General features: G+C 71.1%; 18 protein-coding genes. 9 read left to right on the plus strand and 9 right to left on the minus strand.

The window, feature by feature from the left end; translation table 11 throughout:
• Positions 1–114 precede the first annotated feature (114 nt).
• Positions 115–1530, plus strand: a complete 1416-nt coding sequence (locus ACZ47G_RS38585) for a hypothetical protein (protein WP_465751015.1) — start codon at positions 115–117, stop codon at positions 1528–1530.
• Between the two features lie 2571 nt (positions 1531–4101).
• Here the strand turns inward: ACZ47G_RS38585 and ACZ47G_RS38590 are convergent.
• Together ACZ47G_RS38590 and ACZ47G_RS38595 are read right to left on the minus strand one after the other, a co-directional pair.
• Positions 4102–4284, minus strand: coding sequence for a hypothetical protein (locus ACZ47G_RS38590; protein WP_465751017.1), 183 nt, complete (start codon positions 4282–4284; stop codon positions 4102–4104).
• A gap of 564 nt (positions 4285–4848) precedes the next feature.
• Positions 4849–5166, minus strand: a complete 318-nt coding sequence (locus ACZ47G_RS38595; protein ID WP_465751019.1) for a hypothetical protein — start codon at positions 5164–5166, stop codon at positions 4849–4851.
• 388 nt (positions 5167–5554) lie between these two features.
• On the opposite strand from ACZ47G_RS38595, the gene ACZ47G_RS38600 reads away from it, so the two are divergent.
• Positions 5555–6166, plus strand: coding sequence for a DUF6461 domain-containing protein (locus ACZ47G_RS38600; protein ID WP_465751021.1), 612 nt, complete (start codon positions 5555–5557; stop codon positions 6164–6166).
• Positions 6167–6469: 303 nt separating this feature from the next.
• Positions 6470–6853 carry a hypothetical protein gene (locus tag ACZ47G_RS38605; protein ID WP_465751023.1) on the plus strand — a complete coding sequence of 128 codons (384 nt, stop codon included), beginning with the start codon at positions 6470–6472 and terminating at the stop codon, positions 6851–6853.
• Between the two features lie 35 nt (positions 6854–6888).
• Here ACZ47G_RS38605 and ACZ47G_RS38610 read toward each other — a convergent pair whose 3' ends face one another.
• Both ACZ47G_RS38610 and ACZ47G_RS38615 read right to left on the minus strand, forming a co-directional pair.
• Positions 6889–7275, minus strand: coding sequence for an ASCH domain-containing protein (locus ACZ47G_RS38610; RefSeq protein ID WP_465751025.1), 387 nt, complete (start codon positions 7273–7275; stop codon positions 6889–6891).
• Between the two features lie 12 nt (positions 7276–7287).
• Positions 7288–8802, minus strand: coding sequence for a tetratricopeptide repeat protein (locus ACZ47G_RS38615; RefSeq protein WP_465751027.1), 1515 nt, complete (start codon positions 8800–8802; stop codon positions 7288–7290).
• Positions 8803–9043: 241 nt separating this feature from the next.
• On the opposite strand from ACZ47G_RS38615, the gene ACZ47G_RS38620 reads away from it, so the two are divergent.
• The 6 genes from ACZ47G_RS38620 (at position 9044) to ACZ47G_RS38645 (ending at position 14011) form a co-directional block, all read left to right on the plus strand.
• A complete protein-coding gene (locus ACZ47G_RS38620; protein WP_465751029.1) occupies positions 9044–9736 on the plus strand; it encodes a hypothetical protein in 693 nt (230 codons plus the stop codon).
• Positions 9733–11211 (plus strand): hypothetical protein, encoded by a 1479-nt coding sequence (locus tag ACZ47G_RS38625; RefSeq protein ID WP_465751031.1) that lies wholly within the window; start codon positions 9733–9735, stop codon positions 11209–11211. The genes ACZ47G_RS38620 and ACZ47G_RS38625 overlap by 4 nt, the downstream gene beginning before the upstream one ends.
• Positions 11212–11223: 12 nt before the next feature.
• Entirely contained in the window at positions 11224–12306 is a 1083-nt protein-coding gene (locus ACZ47G_RS38630; protein ID WP_465751033.1) for a hypothetical protein, read from the plus strand.
• A gap of 53 nt (positions 12307–12359) precedes the next feature.
• On the plus strand, positions 12360–12875 hold the full coding sequence (locus tag ACZ47G_RS38635) for a hypothetical protein (RefSeq protein WP_465751035.1): 516 nt from the start codon (positions 12360–12362) through the stop codon (positions 12873–12875).
• Between the two features lie 98 nt (positions 12876–12973).
• On the plus strand, positions 12974–13516 hold the full coding sequence (locus ACZ47G_RS38640) for an NUDIX hydrolase (protein WP_465751037.1): 543 nt from the start codon (positions 12974–12976) through the stop codon (positions 13514–13516).
• A gap of 276 nt (positions 13517–13792) precedes the next feature.
• Positions 13793–14011: a hypothetical protein gene (locus tag ACZ47G_RS38645; protein ID WP_465751039.1), complete on the plus strand. Its 219-nt coding sequence runs from the start codon at positions 13793–13795 to the stop codon at positions 14009–14011.
• Positions 14012–14067: 56 nt separating this feature from the next.
• Here ACZ47G_RS38645 and ACZ47G_RS38650 read toward each other — a convergent pair whose 3' ends face one another.
• The 5 genes from ACZ47G_RS38650 to ACZ47G_RS38670 all read right to left on the minus strand — a co-directional run bounded on the left by ACZ47G_RS38650 (position 14068) and on the right by ACZ47G_RS38670 (position 16831).
• Positions 14068–14682 (minus strand): hypothetical protein, encoded by a 615-nt coding sequence (locus ACZ47G_RS38650; RefSeq protein ID WP_465751041.1) that lies wholly within the window; start codon positions 14680–14682, stop codon positions 14068–14070.
• A 21-nt stretch (positions 14683–14703) separates the two neighbouring features.
• On the minus strand, positions 14704–14970 hold the full coding sequence (locus ACZ47G_RS38655) for a hypothetical protein (RefSeq protein WP_465751043.1): 267 nt from the start codon (positions 14968–14970) through the stop codon (positions 14704–14706).
• A 52-nt stretch (positions 14971–15022) separates the two neighbouring features.
• Positions 15023–15436: a hypothetical protein gene (locus ACZ47G_RS38660; protein ID WP_465751045.1), complete on the minus strand. Its 414-nt coding sequence runs from the start codon at positions 15434–15436 to the stop codon at positions 15023–15025.
• Complete coding sequence (locus tag ACZ47G_RS38665; RefSeq protein ID WP_465751046.1) at positions 15433–15942, minus strand: hypothetical protein; 510 nt, start codon at positions 15940–15942, stop codon at positions 15433–15435. The genes ACZ47G_RS38660 and ACZ47G_RS38665 overlap by 4 nt, the downstream gene beginning before the upstream one ends.
• A 520-nt stretch (positions 15943–16462) precedes the next feature.
• Positions 16463–16831 (minus strand): hypothetical protein, encoded by a 369-nt coding sequence (locus tag ACZ47G_RS38670; RefSeq protein WP_465751048.1) that lies wholly within the window; start codon positions 16829–16831, stop codon positions 16463–16465.
• Positions 16832–17353: the final 522 nt, after the last annotated feature.

The raw sequence follows: 17353 nt of genomic DNA on the forward strand, positions 1-17353 counted from the left end.
ACTTCCACGGAGGCCACGTCGATGACTACCCGTCTTGTCCGTTCGAGGCACACCTCTTGGTTCGGCGCCGAGTCCGCCAGGCGACGTGGGCGCGCGATCAGTACCGGTGTGCTGGTGACCGCCATTGTCGCGGCCCCCCAAATGGCGGCTCCGGCGGCGCATGCGGCCGGTACCACGTGCCTGGTGAACGGTGCCCCTCAGAGCACCACACCGGGTAACACGGTCATCGCCGGCCCGGACCACCAGAACAACACCATTGTCTGTCAGCTGGGGATCATGGCAGGCGACACGGTGGACACCGGCACCGGGGGGACCAACACCGTGACTGTCCGAGAAACCGTCTTCGGAACGATCAGGGCGCGCGGGATCGAGGACACGATCCGCGTTAACACCGCTCTTGGGAACGCCGTCGACACCACCGGGGTCATCGACATCTCCAGCGACACCTCCCACACCACCACCTCGGGCGGGATCACAGGTCTCCTGGCCCCTGGTGGCGCCGGGAACCGGGGGAAGATCACCATCCGCCGCGGCACGGCAGACCTGACGGTCCAGGGGTTCTCGGCGGCCCTGGCCTCGGGCGGTGGCATCGGCAACGCCGGGACCATCACTGCCGACACCCAACAGGCCACCGCTGACATCGAGGTCATCGGCGGGCGGCGAAGCTCCCTTCTCGGGGGCCAGGGGGGGACAGGCAACACCGGTACCATCACCGGCGGAGCGAGCGGAAAGATCATCGCCACCGGCGGCCGAGGAGACGATGAAACGGTCGGCGGGCCCGGCAACAGCGGAACGATCACCGGCGCGACCAACGGCACCATCACCATCAACGGCGGCCAAGGAGGCAGTAAAGCGGGCGGGCCCGGCAACAGCGGAACGATCACCGGCGCGACCAACGGCACCATCACCATCAACGGCGGCCAAGGAAGAGATGCAATCGGCGGGTCCGGCAACACCGGAACTGTCAGGCTTGGCCCCTCCGCCGGAGTAGGTGCCACCAGCATCTCTGTCTTCGGGGGCGACAGCAACGAGCAGGGAGCCCCCGCCAACGATGGAGGGAGTATCACCGCCACCAGCAGCTCGCCCACCACAATCACCCTTCGCGGTGGCACGTCCGGTATTTCCTCCGGAAGGGGCGGTGCGGGGAACAGCGGGGGAAGCGTCACCGGCGGCCCTGGCGACGACACCATCACCGTCACCGGAGGCTACGGCCCTATCCAGGGAGGCGACGGTAACACGGCCGGAGGCACGGTCGGTGTCATCAGCGGAGGAGCGGGCAACGACACCATCACCGTCAGCGGAGGAGACAGCAAGCTGCTCGGCGGCAACGGCAACAGTCACAACAACTATGTGTACGGCGGCCTCGGCGACGACACCATCACCGTCACCGCCGGCATGCCCTTCAACAGCGGAACACTGATGAACGAGAGCAACGCCCTGGGCGCCTTCGTGAACGGGGAGGCCGGTAGCAACACCTGCTCGTTCAACCCGCCCAATGCCGGAGAGGTCCTGAACTGCCGCATCTCCTGACCGTCACGACATCGACGGCACTCTTGGCGACCGTCCGTCAAAGAGTGCCGTCACGGGCGGGCCGGATGTACCTCCCTGCGGTCCAGAAAACCGGACGGTGCTCCCGCGCGGTTCCACCAGCGCAGTGACCGTCCTCGCCCCGCGCAAATAGCCGGCTTCCCCCGCAGCGCCATCGCTCAGCTTGTCGTTTAAGGTCTGCGAGCGTTCTGCCAGCCAGCAGGTATGCGACCATGCGTACGTCGTTGCACGGGGCTGATGGTCGGCCGCGAGGGCGAAGTGCTGGCCTCGCTTCGTTGATCACCTGGGCCGTTGATGACCATCATGGTCAGGCCCATCGCCCAGAGACAGGCTCGCGAAAGGGCAGCCAGAGCCCGCGATGGCCAACGGGACTGATCGTGCTCGCGGTCGTTCCGACGACCGTGGCCCGGACCCGCACACCGGGCCGTTGCAACTCTCCAATGGCCGGGCGTGGCCCGTCAGCCGACGCGCCAGCGCCTGGCGGCTTCCTGAACCGATGATGTGATCCGTTCGGCGGCCGGGTGACCGAGCCGGACGGGGGAAGGTAGCCGCGCATGGAGATGACCAGGCGCCGGCCAGCACAGCGGCCCCTGACGCCGGGCGATCAAAGGTGCCGTCATGTGCGGCATGGAGCGTTTGCGGGGGTTCCCCACATCACCAGGACAGCGCCGGGTTGCCCAGGGGCGCCGGCCTGTCCGGGTTCGCCGTTCTTTCCGGGCAGAGCATGAACGCTTGCTCCGGTCCCCGATCCACCGTCGCCGCCGATTCCGCCACGGCCACCGTGGCCTCCTGCTCCGAATTCGCATTCCAGGAAGCGGTGGGGGCCGCCTCCGGACCCTCCTGCGCCGCCGCGGCCTTTCTCGAGATTGACCCCACCAGAAGCATTTGTGCTTGATGCACTGGTGCCACCGAAGTCACCAGTAAGGCCCGGCTTTCCGTCTCTCCCACTGGAGCGGAAGTCATGTGCGATCTGATCTGCGTTGTGGCCGCACGGCTGGTAGGTTCCTGGCGTCGGAGACGAAGGCGGTGTATCAGGGGCGCCTGCGCCACCTGCTCCGCCGGGCTGGATGTAGTGGCTGGCCGCGCCTCCTGCACCTCCATGACCGCCGCGGCCCGCAACGCCTGGACTTCCGCTCAGGACCTCCAGATCGAGGTTGTCGGACTCCCGGGTGAAGGTAGAGCTCGCCGACGGCGTGGTACCGGTCGGTGCGGTACCCGGTGCTCCTCTACCGCCGGAAGAGCCGTTGTTTGATCCGGCACCGCCGCTTCCGCCTGAGCCGCCTTGCCCGCCCGTACCGGCCGTATCGCTTGTGCCAACCGTGACGACATAGAGTTGCCCCGGCGTCACCTCTACGCGGCAGCGCGCGTAGTCTCCTGCCCCGCCACCGCCACCGCCACCGCCACCGCCACCGGCGCCGCCGCCCGAGCCGATGATGCCGTTCATGCCCTCGGTTCCTCCTCCGCCTCCTCCGCCTCCTCCGCCGCCGCCTCCGCCGCCGCCAACTCCGCCAGCTGCCCATAGGGAGACGGTCAGCTCTGTCACGCCATCAGGCACCGTGAACGTACCGTTCGAGGTGAACAGGCGGCTTCCATTCACCGGTGCCGCCACCACCGCCGAGGCAGGGGAACCCTCCCAGGGCAGCTGAACGACCAAGGCTAGGGCGGCCGACGCAGCCGCGGCATACGTTCGTCTACCCCAGGCGCCCGATTTCCTTGACAGGTCACTCTTCGGCGGCGCTGTGGTGGCCTTGCTGGCCACCCTTATACATTGCATCTGGGTCCTCTCTGATGGGAATGTCCTTGACGGAGACGTGTATTGCACGCTTCTGTGGTGCGGATTCCGCGTGTCGGTTCCGCGCGCCAGGCGTCAGCGGGGGAGAGCCGGCACCGTGCCAGCCGGAGCGGCGCCAAATCCGGCAGGGCCGGCCGCCGCCGCTCTGTGGCGGTCACCAGGTGACCCTGAGTGTGGCGACTGCTCGAACTGGTCCCTGGCCAGCTCGACACAGAGTCCTCCGTTTCCGTTCTGCTGGTTGCAGATGCAGACGTACGTGGGGTCGTCGTCGCCTGGCTTGCAGGGCTGCAGTGTGCATCCGAGCGGATGGCTTTCCGGCGTGCAGGAGCAAGCGGTGCCGAAGAGCGGCTCGCTTGTGGCAAGGCAGTCGGGAGGGGGCGGCGCGGCCTCACGAGATATGGTCGGCCGGTCAGCGTTCGGCGTGGCGCTAGAGGTTGTCGTGAGACATCCCATCGCAGCAACCACCGTGGCGGCTGTCAGGCAGATCCGGTCGACGTACAGCATTGAGAGCGTTCCTTTCCTATGCGTCCGGTGGACATCAAAGGGTGCAGTGGAGAATCTTCCGGCTGGTAACCGGTGCGTGGCCGGAATCTGCGGGGTGATGGTTCAACGGACCCGCCCCTCGGCACACGGTTGACCGGGCCCAGGGACTGCCGGGGCGGCCGACCGGGTGGCCAGCCTCGCCAGGGCAAGCCCACTGTGGGGTCCGCTCCAGGCGAAGCTTTACCCGGTGAGGGATTGCAGGGGGTGATCTGGCGGGTTCACGGGGTGTCCTTGCAACCGCAGTCCAGGAAGATGAGTTCTGCGTCGCTCATATACGGCCATGCGTCGAGGGGAGTGCCGAGGAACCAGTCCGCGGATGTGCCGCACGCCTCGTAGAGGATCTGGTCGCTGTTTTCAGTGGTGGCTGAGGCGGGCGCTGCGTTCAGCGTGCCGGCGACCAATAGGGCACTTCCTACGAGTACGACCCCACGCTGAATGTGCCTCATCGATGGTCTGGTCACGGGTACTCCTCAAGCTCTGCTGGGCGCGAGCATTTTGGCCGTCCCCGGCGCTGCCTGTCCTGGCGATCCGATGTACGGCTGATCTCATCAGCGTCTCGCCGGTAGCGCAGCTTGGCTGGCCTCTTGGAGTGGCGCCTGTGTACACCATCCGGTGTGACCTGTTGGTGGTGTGGCCGCTGCCGACGCTGCCGCCCGGCGCCGACGAAGCGGCCACCTCGGCCACGGCATAGCGGCCGTGACCGGCAGCGGCACGGGGACCGGGCCGATACGGGTGCGGGTGTGCGCGGTGCTGCTCCACGACGGCCGGGTGTGCCTGATCCGGGCGCCGTTCCACCGGGCCGGGGTTGGGGCGGCGTCGCCGCGCCGCATGCGCGGCATCCCGGACAGGGCCAGAGCGGTCCGTGGCACCGGACAGTAGGAGAGCGAGAACGCCAGTCAACCCGGCTCATGAGCCCAGGGCCGCGGGGACACCCCGAGGGGAAGTACGGGCCCTCGGGCCCGCGTCTACGAAGCGGAGCCTTCCAGGACGGCGTCGTCGACGTGCTGCAGCTGCGTACGGGCCGCGACCCGGTCCTCGACCGGAACCTCCGCCCAGAACGGGTGCGCGATGACCACCAGCGCCGCCCGCCGCTCGGCCTCCTCGAACCGGTGGGCCTCTGCGCACTGCTCCTCGCTCAACCCGCGCCGCGCCGCCCCCAGATCCCCACCCCACCGTGGCAGGCCGGCCAGGAACCCGAAACGCTCGGCACGAACCGCCACCAGGGCTCGCTGCGCCTCACGGAGGTCTTCGGGGTAGTCGAACGCCTTCTGCTTCTTGGCCACCTTGGGATCGTACGCGCGCCCCGCGCCCGAGCCTCCACCCGGCTCGCTGGCGCCCCGGCCGACGTGGGCGGTGAACCCGGGAGGGAGGGAAACGGACGCCGCCCGAACATGCTGGCGGAGGAGGATAGGTGGCCCCGGGCGCGCCCCGACGCGAGGACGCCGCCGACGAGACGACGCTGGAGATGGTGTTGAGCAGCCCCTGGACCCCCTGGACCAACCACAGACCCTCCTGGTGAACACGGTGTGGAGTGCGTTCCACCACGGCCAGCGGTTGCCTGATAGGGATCTTTGAGTTTCCCCACCCGGCGCTCAGGGGCTGGCCAGAGCTGCTCACCTTGTTCCCCAGGCTGGTGGGTGGCCTGTCGGGGGCCCCTGCTATGTATGCGGCATGGAGACTCACGACGACCGGTTCGACTGGACTGATGAGGAAGACGGCTTCTATCCGATCCTCACGCTCATTGAGGGGATCACCGAGGACGAGGTGATCCGGCGATTCGGAGGCGATGCGAAGAGCACTCGGCTCCTTACCTCCGAAGAGATCCACGATCTTCAGCCCGACTACCCCGAGCGACGCGACCACGTGAGCGTCGGCACGGTCGAAGGCGTGGTCTTCGCCCTGGAGGTCGTTGGATGGACCGGAGCGGTGCCCGGCGTACTGCGTGATCTGTCGCGGGGAGGCAGGTGCTTCGGACTCCAGCTCGATGTCAACGGCCGCGACACCATCCACTACGCGGTTGACGGCGACCTCGTTGTCTACGAGGAGCCGTACGGACCAGTGAAGCCGCTGCGCGAGGGAGACTCCCGCTGGGACCGCTCTTGGTGCGGCGGCCTGATCGACGTCAGCGATCCGACCGAGCTCTGGGGTCCGAAGTTGTTCCTCCTGGCAGAGCGGGTGATGGGCGTGGTGATCGAACGGTCATGGTTCACCCAGCCCCTGCGGGCCGCAGCGCTCCCCGACCCGATGGCCTTCACGGACACACCTGCCTGGGACATCCCATAGCGCCGACCTCCACGGCTGCCCTGGACAGCTGACAGCTGCGGTCCCCGCTCCGCGGTGGGCCAAACTTGCTCGCGTGAGGTCCCCACCCATTGTGTGATCTCGCCTGGCGTGTCTGCTTGGTTCGTGCTCTGTCGGAAAGTCTGCGTTCGCAACGAGTTCGGCCTGTTCGGGGGCCTGGGTGCTGACGCGGGAGGAAGACGTGGATGCGCACGCGCTGCGTCGGCAGGGCTGGTCCATCTCGGCGATCGCCCGGCACCTGGGCCGTGACCGAAAGCGATCCGCGCCTATCTGAACGGCGAGCGGGTGCCCGAGCACCGGCGCCGGGCCCCGGACCCGCTGGCGCCGTTTGTGGACTACTGCCGCCAGCGCCTGGCGGACGATCCGCACCTGTGGGCCTCCACGCTCCTGGACGAGATCACCGAACTCGGCTATCAGGGTGCCTACTCGACGTTCACCCGCGCGCTTCGCCGCCACCAGCTCCGGCCGCACTGCGAGCCCTGCAAGGCGGCGACCGGCCGGGACGTGGCGGTGATCGCCCACCCGCCGGGCGAGGAGATCCAGTTCGACTGGCTGGAGCTGCCGGATCCGCCCGAGTCGTGGGGCGTCGGCGCGAACGCCCACCTGCTGGTCGGGGCCCTGGCCCACTCGGGGCGGTGGCGGGCGGATCAGACTGGCCCGAGCCGGTGAGGTACCCGCGGTGAAGGAACTCCTGAAACAGCCGCTCAGCCTTGCGGCCGCCTGCTGCTGACCGTTCCGTCGTCCTCATCGGCCCAGGTGCGCTGCAGGTGGATCGCGAGAACGCCGAGCGCTTCCTTCTCCGGCGGGTAGATCTCTCGGCAGGCGGCCAGGAGTTGATCGCGGGTCATGCCCTCGCTGCCGATCGCTTCGTTGTCCTCGGCGTCGAGCATCGCCTCGAAGGACTCGTACTCGGCGACCTTCAGGACCTGGGTGCGGCAGTGGGTGTCGCCGGAATCGAAGACGAGCGTCTGGCCGGGGTGGATCTTGCGCATGCTGGGGTAGCCGACGCGGACCTCGATCGTCTTGGTGCCGTGGGCGATCAGGTCGAGGTAGGGGCGGCGGATCTGGATGACGCGGTCCTGCTCGGGCATAGTGCTCTCTTTCTACGCCGGGGTGGACAGGGCGGTCAGGCGCTCGCGTAGTTCGCCGGCGGCGGCGTGGCCGGGGTAGCGGCGGGCGAGGTAGGTGGTGAGGTCGGTGGCGCGGTTGCGCACGGAGTCGACCACGCGGTCGGAGTTCAGTGCGTCGGTGCCGAGGGCGACGGCGTCGCCGGGGTCACCGAGCTGGGCGTGGGCGAGGGCCAGATCGATGCGGGCGATGGCCTCGCGGCTGGGGGAGCGGGACGCGGCCGGGGCGGCTCCGTAGACCTGCAGGGCGTGTTCGGCGTGCCGGCGGGCGTCCTCGGCCTGGCCGAGCCAGATGCAGGCGGTGGCCGGGTAGGAGGTGAGGGCGTAGTCGGCCAGCGGCAGCGGGTCCAGGCCGAAGCGGTGGGCCATCCGGACGGGCAGGAACCGGTGGGCGTCCTCGGCGGAACGCAGGGAGGCGGTGAAGCCTTCGGCGTCGCCGTCCGCCGCCGAGGCGCGGGCGGCCTGGGCGTGGAGACGGACGGTGAGTGGGTGGGTGGCCAGCGCCTGGGCGAGGCCGCGACGGGCGGCGGCGAGCGCCCGGTCGGGGCGGTGCCCGTACAGGTTGATGGAGGCTGCGGCGTCCATCGCCCAGGCGCACAGCTCGCCGTGGCTGGCCTGCTGGCCGTGCACGAAGGCGTCATTGGCGAAGGCGAGACCGGCGCGGGGGCTGCCGAGGTCGTGGGCGAGCCAGGCGAGGAGTTCGGAGAGCCACCCGGCGTAGGCGAACAGCTCGCGGCCCTGCTCGTGGGTGTGCTTCGCCTTCAGCAACACGTTCACCCTGCGGCGGTAGTCCAGCGCCTCGGCGAACACCTGCCGCGGGGGCTTGATGGAGTAGGCGTCGTTGAAGTCGGTGACGGCGAGGTCCAGGTGGTCGAGCGTTCCGGCGCCCAGTGAGCTGGCCTCGGCCTGGCGGGTGAACTCCAGTGCCTCGGCGGCGGCCTGGTCGAGGACCCGGGCGGCGGTGGCGGGCGTCGCGAGGGCGAGCCCGGTGAGCATGAGCGCGGTTCGCCGTTTCGTGGCCGCCACCTCCTTCAGCCCCGCTCCCGCGTCGGCGGGTCCTGTTGGGAGTGTCGCACTGTCCGGGCTGTCGGCCCAGGCTGGCCCGGGCGTGTAGTCGGCGGCCAGCCCGAGTTGGACCGGGCCCGTGGACAGGAGGCGGCACAGCAGGTCCTGGTACTCCGGGCTCGGCGCCTTGCCCGCCTCCCAGTCCTTCCAGGAGCGTTCGGTGAGCCCGACCTTGCGCAGGTTCTCCCTCTCCACCAGGTCGTGCGCCGCCTGAACCGCCTCGGCGACGGTCCAGCCCATCGCCATCCGGAAGGCCTTGAGCGGGCGGTGGCCGCAGTGCGCCTCGATCTCCTTGGCGATCAGCTCGACCAGGCCGTGCGGCACCGGCTCGGGGCTTCCGGCCTGACCGAGTGTCCGTTCTCTGATCCGGCGCCCGCAGGCCGCGGTGTGCGCGCCGTCCGGTGAGGTGGTGCTGGTGACGGTCATGGGTGACCTCCCCTTGTCAGCGCTGCCCGCTCCCTGGCGCGGCGTCGCCCTGTTCCCCGGATATGCCGTGCCCGTCGGCTGTTCGAACCGTCCTCGCGTGGGCGGGGTCGCCGTCCGGAACGGGCGGTGGCTTCGCCCTGACCGGGCGGCGATCTCTCACTACAAGCGACCAAGCCGTCACGCCAGGCTAGCGGGTGACGCCACATCAGGCGCCGTCCTTTCGACGGTGAAGGAGGCAGTCGTGCGCATCCTCGTGGACGGGTTCGACATGTCCGGCAAGACGACCACGGTCCAGACCCTGATCTCCCTGCTCGACGGCTGCGGTATCCCGGCGGCACGTCACCGGGGCATGCTCGCCGAGCACCACCCGATCGAGCCGCTGCTCAAGCGGCTCCCGCTCGTGCGCCAGGCCGAGTCCAGTGCCATCACCGCCGCCTTTCTGGTCGGCGGGTACGCCCTGGACGCCGCGCTGGTGCGCGTCGACCCGCCCCGCACTGGCGGTGCGGTCCTCATCCAGGACGGATACGCCGACAGGACCGTCGCGTTCGGCATGGCCGGCGGCCCCTACCTGAGCGCCGCGCTCAGCCTCTGGGGGGCACGCTTCTTCGCCCCGTTCGACGTCGCCGTCTACCTGCACGCCTCCCCCGAGGTCCGCCGCGCGCGAATGGAAGGCCGCGAGGAGGTGGACTCCGCCGACCGGCGCAGTGTCGAGGACCCCGCCTTCGCGGCGCGGTTCAACGCGGCGCTGCTGCACGGCATGGCCCGCCGCCACGGGGACCGGCTGCTGGTCTTCGACACCGCCGAGCAGCGCCCCGAGGAGATCGCCAAGCACGTCCTGGCCAAGGCCGGGCTGGCGTTCACCGTTCCGTCGCCCCGGACGGCACCGGCCCAGGAGAGTGCGAGCTCCGCGGTGGCAGCCGGGAGGACCGCGTGACCAGCGCGGCCACCACCGTGGACGCCGGAGTGTGGGGTGAGGCCGCCCGCGGCCTCACCGCCGCGCTGGGTCGCAGCGTCCTCGTGAGCGTCGAGCGATTCACCACCGCCGGCCGGACGACCTATACGGGGCCGTTCCCCCTGGAGGGGGCCCGCCCGGCGCTGGCGATCGGCTGCTACCGGTCCTGGCCCCAGGCCGCGCCGCTGCGGGTGCTGGCCGCCGAGAGCGGCACCCGGGTGCGCGGCGTCGCCCAGCGGCGCGACTGGATGGCCGGCCTCGACCGCCTGGCCCGCTCGGCGATCGCCGCACTGGATCGGCCGGTGGTCATCTCCGCCTGGTACGGCACCGACCTGCTGCGGTCCTGGGCCGGGCCGCGCGGTGTGGTCGCGGCGATCGACCACGCTCTGCGCGCCCGGATCGAGGACAAGGCGTACTTCGGCGAGGTGCTGCTCGACGCCCAGGTGCCCGCCGCCCTGCACCTGCCCGGTGTGCGGGTCGACGGTCCGCTGCCGGGCCTGGCGGAGCTGCGCCGCGGGGTCGGGGCGGTGCGGCTGGTGGTGCAGTGCGGTGCGGACTCCGGCGGCCGGGGCACGGTCTTCGTGGACGACGAGGCCGACCTGGCCCGAGCGGCCGCGATGCCGGGCCCGTACCGGGCGACCGCGTTCACCGCCGGGTGGTCCTCGAACGTCACCGCGCTGTCCGTGCCGGACCACCGGGGCGGGCTGCGGGTCTACGTCGACCGCCCCTCCCATAAGGCGGTCGGGTTGCCGGAGGCCGGCATCGGAGCGGGCAAGAGCGCCGGGAACTGCTGGTCCATCCCCTGGCCCGAACCGGCTGCGGCCGCCGTCGTGGACGCGGCCGAGCGCGTCGCCCGCTGGGCCTGGACCCGGCACGGCATGTCCGGGCTGTTCGGCCTGGACTCGATCCTCACCGACGACGGCCGGGTGTTCCTCAACGAGATCAACTGCCGCAACCAGGGCACCACCGAGGTCTCGGCGGTCAACCAGCAGCTGCGCGGCCTGCCGCCGTTCGTCGTCGCGCACCTGACCACCCTGCTCGGCGGCCGGGTGGACTGGCTGCCCGAGCCGGACGACTTCAACGCCGCCACCGTACGGGCCGCCACCTCGACGGCGCCCGGGCCCTACTACTTGAAGCTCCGCCACCGGGGCGAGAGGCCCGTCGTCCTGGACCAGGACCTGGCCCGGCCCGGCCGCTACCGCGTCCACGGCGGTCGGCTGCGCTGGGTCGGCCCCGGCGCCCACCCGGCCGAGGCCGCCACCGGGGAGGTGCTGCTGGCCAACCTGCCCGAGCCGGGCGTGGTGTGCCTGCCGGGCGCCGAGCTCGGCACCGCCGAAGCCGTCACGCCGTGCAGCGGTGGCCCGTTCGCCGGACCCCACCGGCTCTCTCCCGTCGGGCGCGCGCTGCTGAGCGCCCTCGACCAGCACCTGATCCCCACCGACCTTCCCACCCCCTGAAGGAGCGAGACCGTGACCACTCAGAGCATGCCCCGGCTGCGGGACCAGCTGCGGACCCTGCCGACCGAGGCGCTCACCCACCTCCAGTACCTGCCGCCCGCGGTCGGCTGCGTCAACCGGTGCGCGATGTGCAGCCAGGCCGCCGGCAGCGACATCTGGCAGCTCACCGAGCACGGCCTCGGCGACCTCTTCCACGCCCTCGCCGAGGAGGCCTGCGAGCGGGGCGTGCGGATCGGCGGCGGCCGTGCGCACCGCCCGGGTGTCCTGTTCCCCTACCTGGACAACGACATCGCGTCCTACCCCTACCTGGACACCTACGCCCGGCTCGCCCGCGACGTCCTCGGCGTGAAGATCCGCGTCTCCACCGTCGGCTGGTCCGAGCGCGCCGGCCACCTCGCCGCGGTGCACCAGCGCCTGGCCGATGACTTCAAGGAGGTCTTCGACGGTATCCGCATCTCGCTCACCCCGTACGCCACCGGCTACGTCGGCAAGTCGCCCGGCACCAGTCGCGACCGCTACGCCGACGACCTCGCCCACGTCCTGCGGACCTACCGGCCGCTGTTCGACCACCTCGGCCACGGCGCGGCCACCGCCGCTGTCGAGCTGCGCTTCGCCCCGCTCGTCGGCCTCGGCGAGCTCCTCGACACCCACATCGACGGCCATCACGTCCTCGCCTGCGGCCCCCACCTGCTAATCGCTGCCCAGCCCGGCACGGACGAGCTGCCCTACACCGAGATCGTGCGCCTGGACGAGCGCAACCAGCCGGTGCTGTCCGAGCAGGGTCGCCTCTACCTGCACGTGACGGCCGACGCCGCCGAGCCCACGGCGCAGACCGTCCGGGACGCCTTGGACGGCGTCCTGCCCATCCAGCACCGGGCCGTCCCCGTGCGGCTGCACCGCCTGCGCAACGCGGACGGCGACTACTGGGCCGCCGACCCGGACTTCCACCCCGACGGCCGCTTCACCGCCCTCAACCTCTACCCGGCCACCGACCGGCGCAAGGCCAGCGGGTACACCGACACCACCCGGCACTTCCTCAACACGCTGCTGGCGTACAAGACCGTCCGCCGGATCGGCCGGCGCGGGAGTTCCTGACCTCGACCCCGGCCGACATCGACGGCGTCCTCACCGCCCTGCGGCAGCAGGCCATGGCCCTCGACCCCGTCGACCACCTGGCCGCCGCTCACCTGCGCGAGCAGGTCCTCCCCCAGGTCAGCGTCTACGCCCGCGCCCTGCTCAAGGCCGGTTACCCCGCCTCCGCCTTCTTCTCCCGCGAGTTCACGATCGACACCGGACAGATCGTCAACCAGGGTCGCGCCGAGGCCCTGTTCCGGGGCCTGACGGGCACCAACGGCGAGCCGATGACCCTGCGCGAGGAGCGCGGCTTCGGCCAGGCGAGCGTGTCCAGCGACCGCGGGCCGATCTGGCGGATCACCCCGATGCCCTTCGCCGGCGGGCACCTGCCGCCGGCCATCACCGGCAGCAAGAACACCCGCACCGCCCGTCCGACGCTGCTGGTCGAGGAGATGGACCCCTGCCGCCTCTCCCCCGTCATGCGCGCCACCGGCTGCCGCCTGCGGCGCATCCCCCTCACCGGTGTCGAGATGGAGCACGTCCCGCAGAGCGAAGCCCGCACCCTCCACGGCTTCCCCGGGGCACTCTAGGAGGCGACGCCAACCCCTTTGCCCCTCCCGGTCGTTGGGCCGGGAGGCACCGCCGGGCACAACCGGCCCGGCCACGTCCACCAAGGAGACCTGCACCTATGAGCACCACCGAAGCGACGACCGAGAAGCCGTTCAGCAGGATCAAGGTCCGGGTGACCGGCCTGGTCTTCTGCGGCGACGACGTCGCGCTGCTGCGCCGGGACCGCGCCGACTCGACGCACTACACCACCATCGGCGGCAACGTCGGCGCCGGCGAGGACTTCCGCGACGCCGCCGTCCGGGAGCTGCAGGAGGAGCTCGGGCTCGCGCCCGAGCAGGCAGCGGACCTGGAGCTGATCGGCATGGCGGACGCCCGGGTCACCCGGCCCGGGCCGACCGCACCGCCCCGAAAGATCCACCTGGTCTACCGCACCCACGTCACCCCGGAGGTCCGCGCGACCCTGGCGACCCAGGAGTTCGACGAGCTGCCCGACGGCAGCCACGAGGTCGGCAACGTCGAGTGGATCGACTACCGCAAGGTCGGCGATCTGCCGCTGTTCCCACCGATCGGCAAGGTCCTCGTGCAGTTGTCCTCGCCGCACGCGCCGCTGCCGGCGTTCGAGCTGGAGCCGGTCACCGACCAGAACTACAGCTGGATCTGACCCGTTCCAAGGGTGGGCCTGGGAACGCCGGCGTCCCAGGCCCACACACACGTCGGGGCGCACGGCAGCCAGTGTGGGCCTACCTCGGCGCAGCGCAGGGGCGTCGCGCCCGCAGTGGTCACGCCTGCAGGCGTCGCTGGAGGAGTGGGACGCCACACCCGAAGCGGGCCGGGTGCGCTTCGCCTGTCATTCGCGCCGGCCACCCGAGGCACCGGTGGCCGACTGAACCGCCGGGCGGATCGGTGCCCGGCGGGGGATCGGCTCGTTGGTACGGGCATGGACGAGACCACGCTGGACCCGGGCAAGCCGCCCGCGTTGCCGTGCCTGTGCGGTGCGAAGGACACGATCTGCGACGAGTGCGGCGGGTCGGGCAAGGCCGAGAAGCCGATCGACCCGGACGACGACGAGTGTGACGAGTGCGGAGGCGAGGGCATCGTCGATGCCCTCCACGACGAGGACTGCCCGGCGAACGAGGAGTTCTTCGTCGCCCTGTGACCCACCACCGGCGAGCGCCCGACAGCACTCGACCGCGGGCACTGAGGGCGCGATGGTCACCTGGGGGGTGCGCGGGCGCTGAACCGGGCGAGGTAGGCGTCCAGCGTTCGGTCGCTGGCCTCGCGTTCCTCGAGCGTGGTGGCGCGGCGGGCGCAGCCTTCGCTGACCGTGATGGTGGCCGGGTGGCGGTGCTGCGGGCCGGGGATCTCGCAGTGGTTCCAGTGCCAGCCGCGGCGGCAGAACGCGTCGACCTGGCCGGGCACGCAGCCGTTCTGTTGCAGCAGCGCGTCGATCACGTCCAGATCCACGGCCTGGCCCGGCCACCGGAACGTCCCCGCCGCGCAGGCCGGACAGCCGGCCCCGGCGCAGGCCTCGATCCGCACCTCCCACCGCAGCACCGGCCGACGCGGGGTGCCGCGCTGCTGGACGTAGGTGACGCCGTCCAGCGGAAGCCGCTGGTGGTCGACCAGGTCGGCGGCCGCGAGCGTGCGCACCGCCCGCCGCACCGACGCCAGCTCCGCCCCGCTGGCCCGGGCAGCATGGAAGACGGCGGCCGCGATCTCGTGCATCGACTCCCACACGGGCAGCCCGGTCAACGTGCTGCGCCCGAGCGGCTCGGCGTCCAGGTGGGCCAGCACGGCCCGCTGCACCCGTCCGAGACCGGGTGACATGCCTCCAGTGTCGGCTCGGACTCAGCCGGGACGGTTCTCTGCGGGGTGTGCGGCGGCGCTGGCCAGTGCGGCGTGCAGGTGGGCGAGGACCGCGCCGGCCGCGTCGGGGGTGACCTGGTCGGGGTCTTCGAGACGGTCGGCGATCAGCTCGGCGGCGGCCGCGATGTCCGGGACCGAGAGCAGCGCCTGGTCGAGCTGGAGGAGCTGGGCGGCGGCGCGCTGGCCGGCGGTGGGCGCGGGGGAGATGGGGATCAGGGAGGTGAGGTCGCGAGGGAGCTGACTGGTCATCGGACTATTCTCCCGGCTCCGGCGCGGCCACCCGATCACGTACCGGGCCGGTTCAGGCATCGCCTGCCAGCGGCGCCGGGCGATGCCGGCCGGTGGTGAAGTCCCAGTCCGGGCGGCCGGTGGACTGCCGGACGAAGTCCCGCAGCTCCACCAGGGTGCGGGCCGCCACGATCCCCTCGGTGCGCCGCCACATCGTGACCTCGTCGGCGGTGAGGTCGGTCAGCACGTGCATCGCCAGCTCGATCTTCAGGTAGCGCAGGAACGCCTCGTCTGCCGCGCCCTCGAACATGAACGCGCGATCGGTGGCCCGGCCCAGCCGTCTGAGGGACCGCTCGTGCTGGTAGCGCTTCCACCACCCGGCGTCCTCACCCGGCACGGGCCGCCTCTCCTGCAGGCGGCGGACGAGCCGGTCGACGGCGTACTTGCGGACCGGGTCGTCCGGCGCCGCCGTCGGCGTCTGGCTCACGGCCGGACCTCGGAAGTGGCCGGCTGCGCCGTGGCGGCAAGGGCGAGGGCCTGGTCGATGGCCTCGCACAGCAGCGCCAGGTCGCCGACGAGGTGGTTGAGGACGACCCGCGGAGCGGACGCGGCGGTGAAGCCGACCGCGAGCAGCGCGATGCGCTCGGTGGCGGTCAGCTCCGGGCGGTGCTCGGCCAGGACGGTGCCGCACAGCACGTAGGCGTCCAGGGTGTAGCGCAGTTCCTCGGTCAGCTCGCCCTCGCTGCCGGGGATGATCTCGCGGCGCAGCACCTGCTCGACGGCGTCGGCGTACCGCTCCAGGACCTGCCGGTTGCCGGCGTGCTTCTGCCGGGCGGCGAGGGTGCGGATCCAGTCGGCTGCGTGCTGGCCGGTGACGGCGGCCCGGGCGAGGGCTTCGCGCTCGGCTGCGCTCAGGCCGTCATCGGGCTCCTGGCGGTCGGGCTCGGCCTGGTCGGGCCCTGGGGCCGCGGTCGGGAAGTGGGAGATCGTCATACCGGGTGAACAGCGCCCGCCCCGGATCGGTCACGGGCGCCGGCGGTGCGAAGAAGGCGCTCTGCACCGCACCGCACTGGTGCGGTGCCGGGGAGAACGCGTGCGGTGCTGGTGAGTTTCGCACCGGGCGAACTCCCTGGCGCCGGTCTACGGGCTGCGGGTGCGACGGCCGTTGCACCCGGTGGGTACGCGTGACCGGACGGCGCCCCGCCGGACCCCTGCCGCAGATCGCGGCACTCCGGTAGTGACCGGCGAGCCGGAGCACGCCGACGCACTCAAGGTCGATCAGTACCAGGTGCCCTTGGGCGGTGTGGCCGAGCGAGACCGGCGCCGGACATGTGGAGTCGGCCTCCGTCAGGCGGTCTCATCGGCAAGGGCGACGCCCTCGGCGCACACCCAATCATCCCACTTCGGCCAGCCGATCCGTCGAACGGGACGGTGGCGGGACCGGATCCGTCGGCACCGCGGGCAGCCGTGGGGCAAGGCAGGTAACGCGCCGTACGGCTGTAATCCCCTGCTTCTACCCGCCCGCCACGATGACTGAATACCGCTGAGCGATGTTGACCTGAAGCACGTTGACCACTCCTGGCTGAACGTCGCCGATCTTGTTGGACGCTTGGCAGTTATCGCCGGAGTAGACGGTGGCGGTCGCGTCCGTGAGGTTCTCCACAGCGAGTTCTTTAGTTCCCGGGGCTGCGAGGCTGTTATCGCACGTTACCGAGCGAACCCAGGCGTCGCTTTGGACGCCGATAGTCTGGCCTGCGGAGTTGAGATCACGGATTACCACGGCGCCGGTACCAGCAGCCGCGGGTTGCGCTGCCAGGAACGGCAGGCCTGCCATGAGGGTCGCATTGGCGAGCAGGATGAGGGGGACGCGGAAGCGGCGCATGGAATCCTCGCAGGTCGCAGGGCTTTGCGTGCTCCGATTATGTGCGCGATGCCTACAAACCCGCGCGTTCGCACGCACCTGGACGGAGCAACTGGCGGCGCTCTCCTGCCGCTGCCCCCAAGCCAGCGCTCGGCCTTCGGCCCAGCTCTGCGCCGGTATTCTGGCCAACCGTCAGCAGTCCGTCGCGGACCTGTCCGCGGGCTGTTGGCGCGGCCGGTGGTGCGGGGAGGTCCGCGACTACGACGGCGACGGGTGGCGCGAGTACGACGACGCCGTGCCCATCGTCGCGACCACGCTGGAGCTGCTGGCCGGGCACGGGCCGCTCGGGCCGGTGTGGTGGCGCTTCGGCCGCTCGGGCCGGCACTCCCTCATCGAGGCGCTGGAGGACCCGACTACCGGGCCGCCTACGACCTGCGCCAGGCCGCCCCGAGGCCGGATGGCATGTTCGCGGCCGAAATCTCGCAGGTCAAACCCCTGGCCACCACCGGCGACACAGGTCTAGCATTCCCGGCACGGCGGCCC

The sequence above is a fragment of the Kitasatospora sp. NPDC030952 genome (genome assembly GCF_055571335.1).

Excerpts from the sequence above, each read along its gene's own strand:
- ACZ47G_RS38600 (WP_465751021.1), top strand. The coding sequence starts at position 5,555 with ATGGAGACTCACGACGACCGGTTCGACTGGACTGATGAGGAAGACGGC.
- ACZ47G_RS38610 (WP_465751025.1), bottom strand. The coding sequence starts at position 7,275 with ATGCCCGAGCAGGACCGCGTCATCCAGATCCGCCGCCCCTACCTCGAC.
- ACZ47G_RS38615 (WP_465751027.1), bottom strand. The coding sequence starts at position 8,802 with ATGACCGTCACCAGCACCACCTCACCGGACGGCGCGCACACCGCGGCC.
- ACZ47G_RS38635 (WP_465751035.1), top strand. The coding sequence starts at position 12,360 with ATGGCCCTCGACCCCGTCGACCACCTGGCCGCCGCTCACCTGCGCGAG.
- ACZ47G_RS38640 (WP_465751037.1), top strand. The coding sequence starts at position 12,974 with ATGAGCACCACCGAAGCGACGACCGAGAAGCCGTTCAGCAGGATCAAG.
- ACZ47G_RS38645 (WP_465751039.1), top strand. The coding sequence starts at position 13,793 with ATGGACGAGACCACGCTGGACCCGGGCAAGCCGCCCGCGTTGCCGTGC.
- ACZ47G_RS38650 (WP_465751041.1), bottom strand. The coding sequence starts at position 14,682 with ATGTCACCCGGTCTCGGACGGGTGCAGCGGGCCGTGCTGGCCCACCTG.
- ACZ47G_RS38655 (WP_465751043.1), bottom strand. The coding sequence starts at position 14,970 with ATGACCAGTCAGCTCCCTCGCGACCTCACCTCCCTGATCCCCATCTCC.
- ACZ47G_RS38665 (WP_465751046.1), bottom strand. The coding sequence starts at position 15,942 with ATGACGATCTCCCACTTCCCGACCGCGGCCCCAGGGCCCGACCAGGCC.
- ACZ47G_RS38670 (WP_465751048.1), bottom strand. The coding sequence starts at position 16,831 with ATGCGCCGCTTCCGCGTCCCCCTCATCCTGCTCGCCAATGCGACCCTC.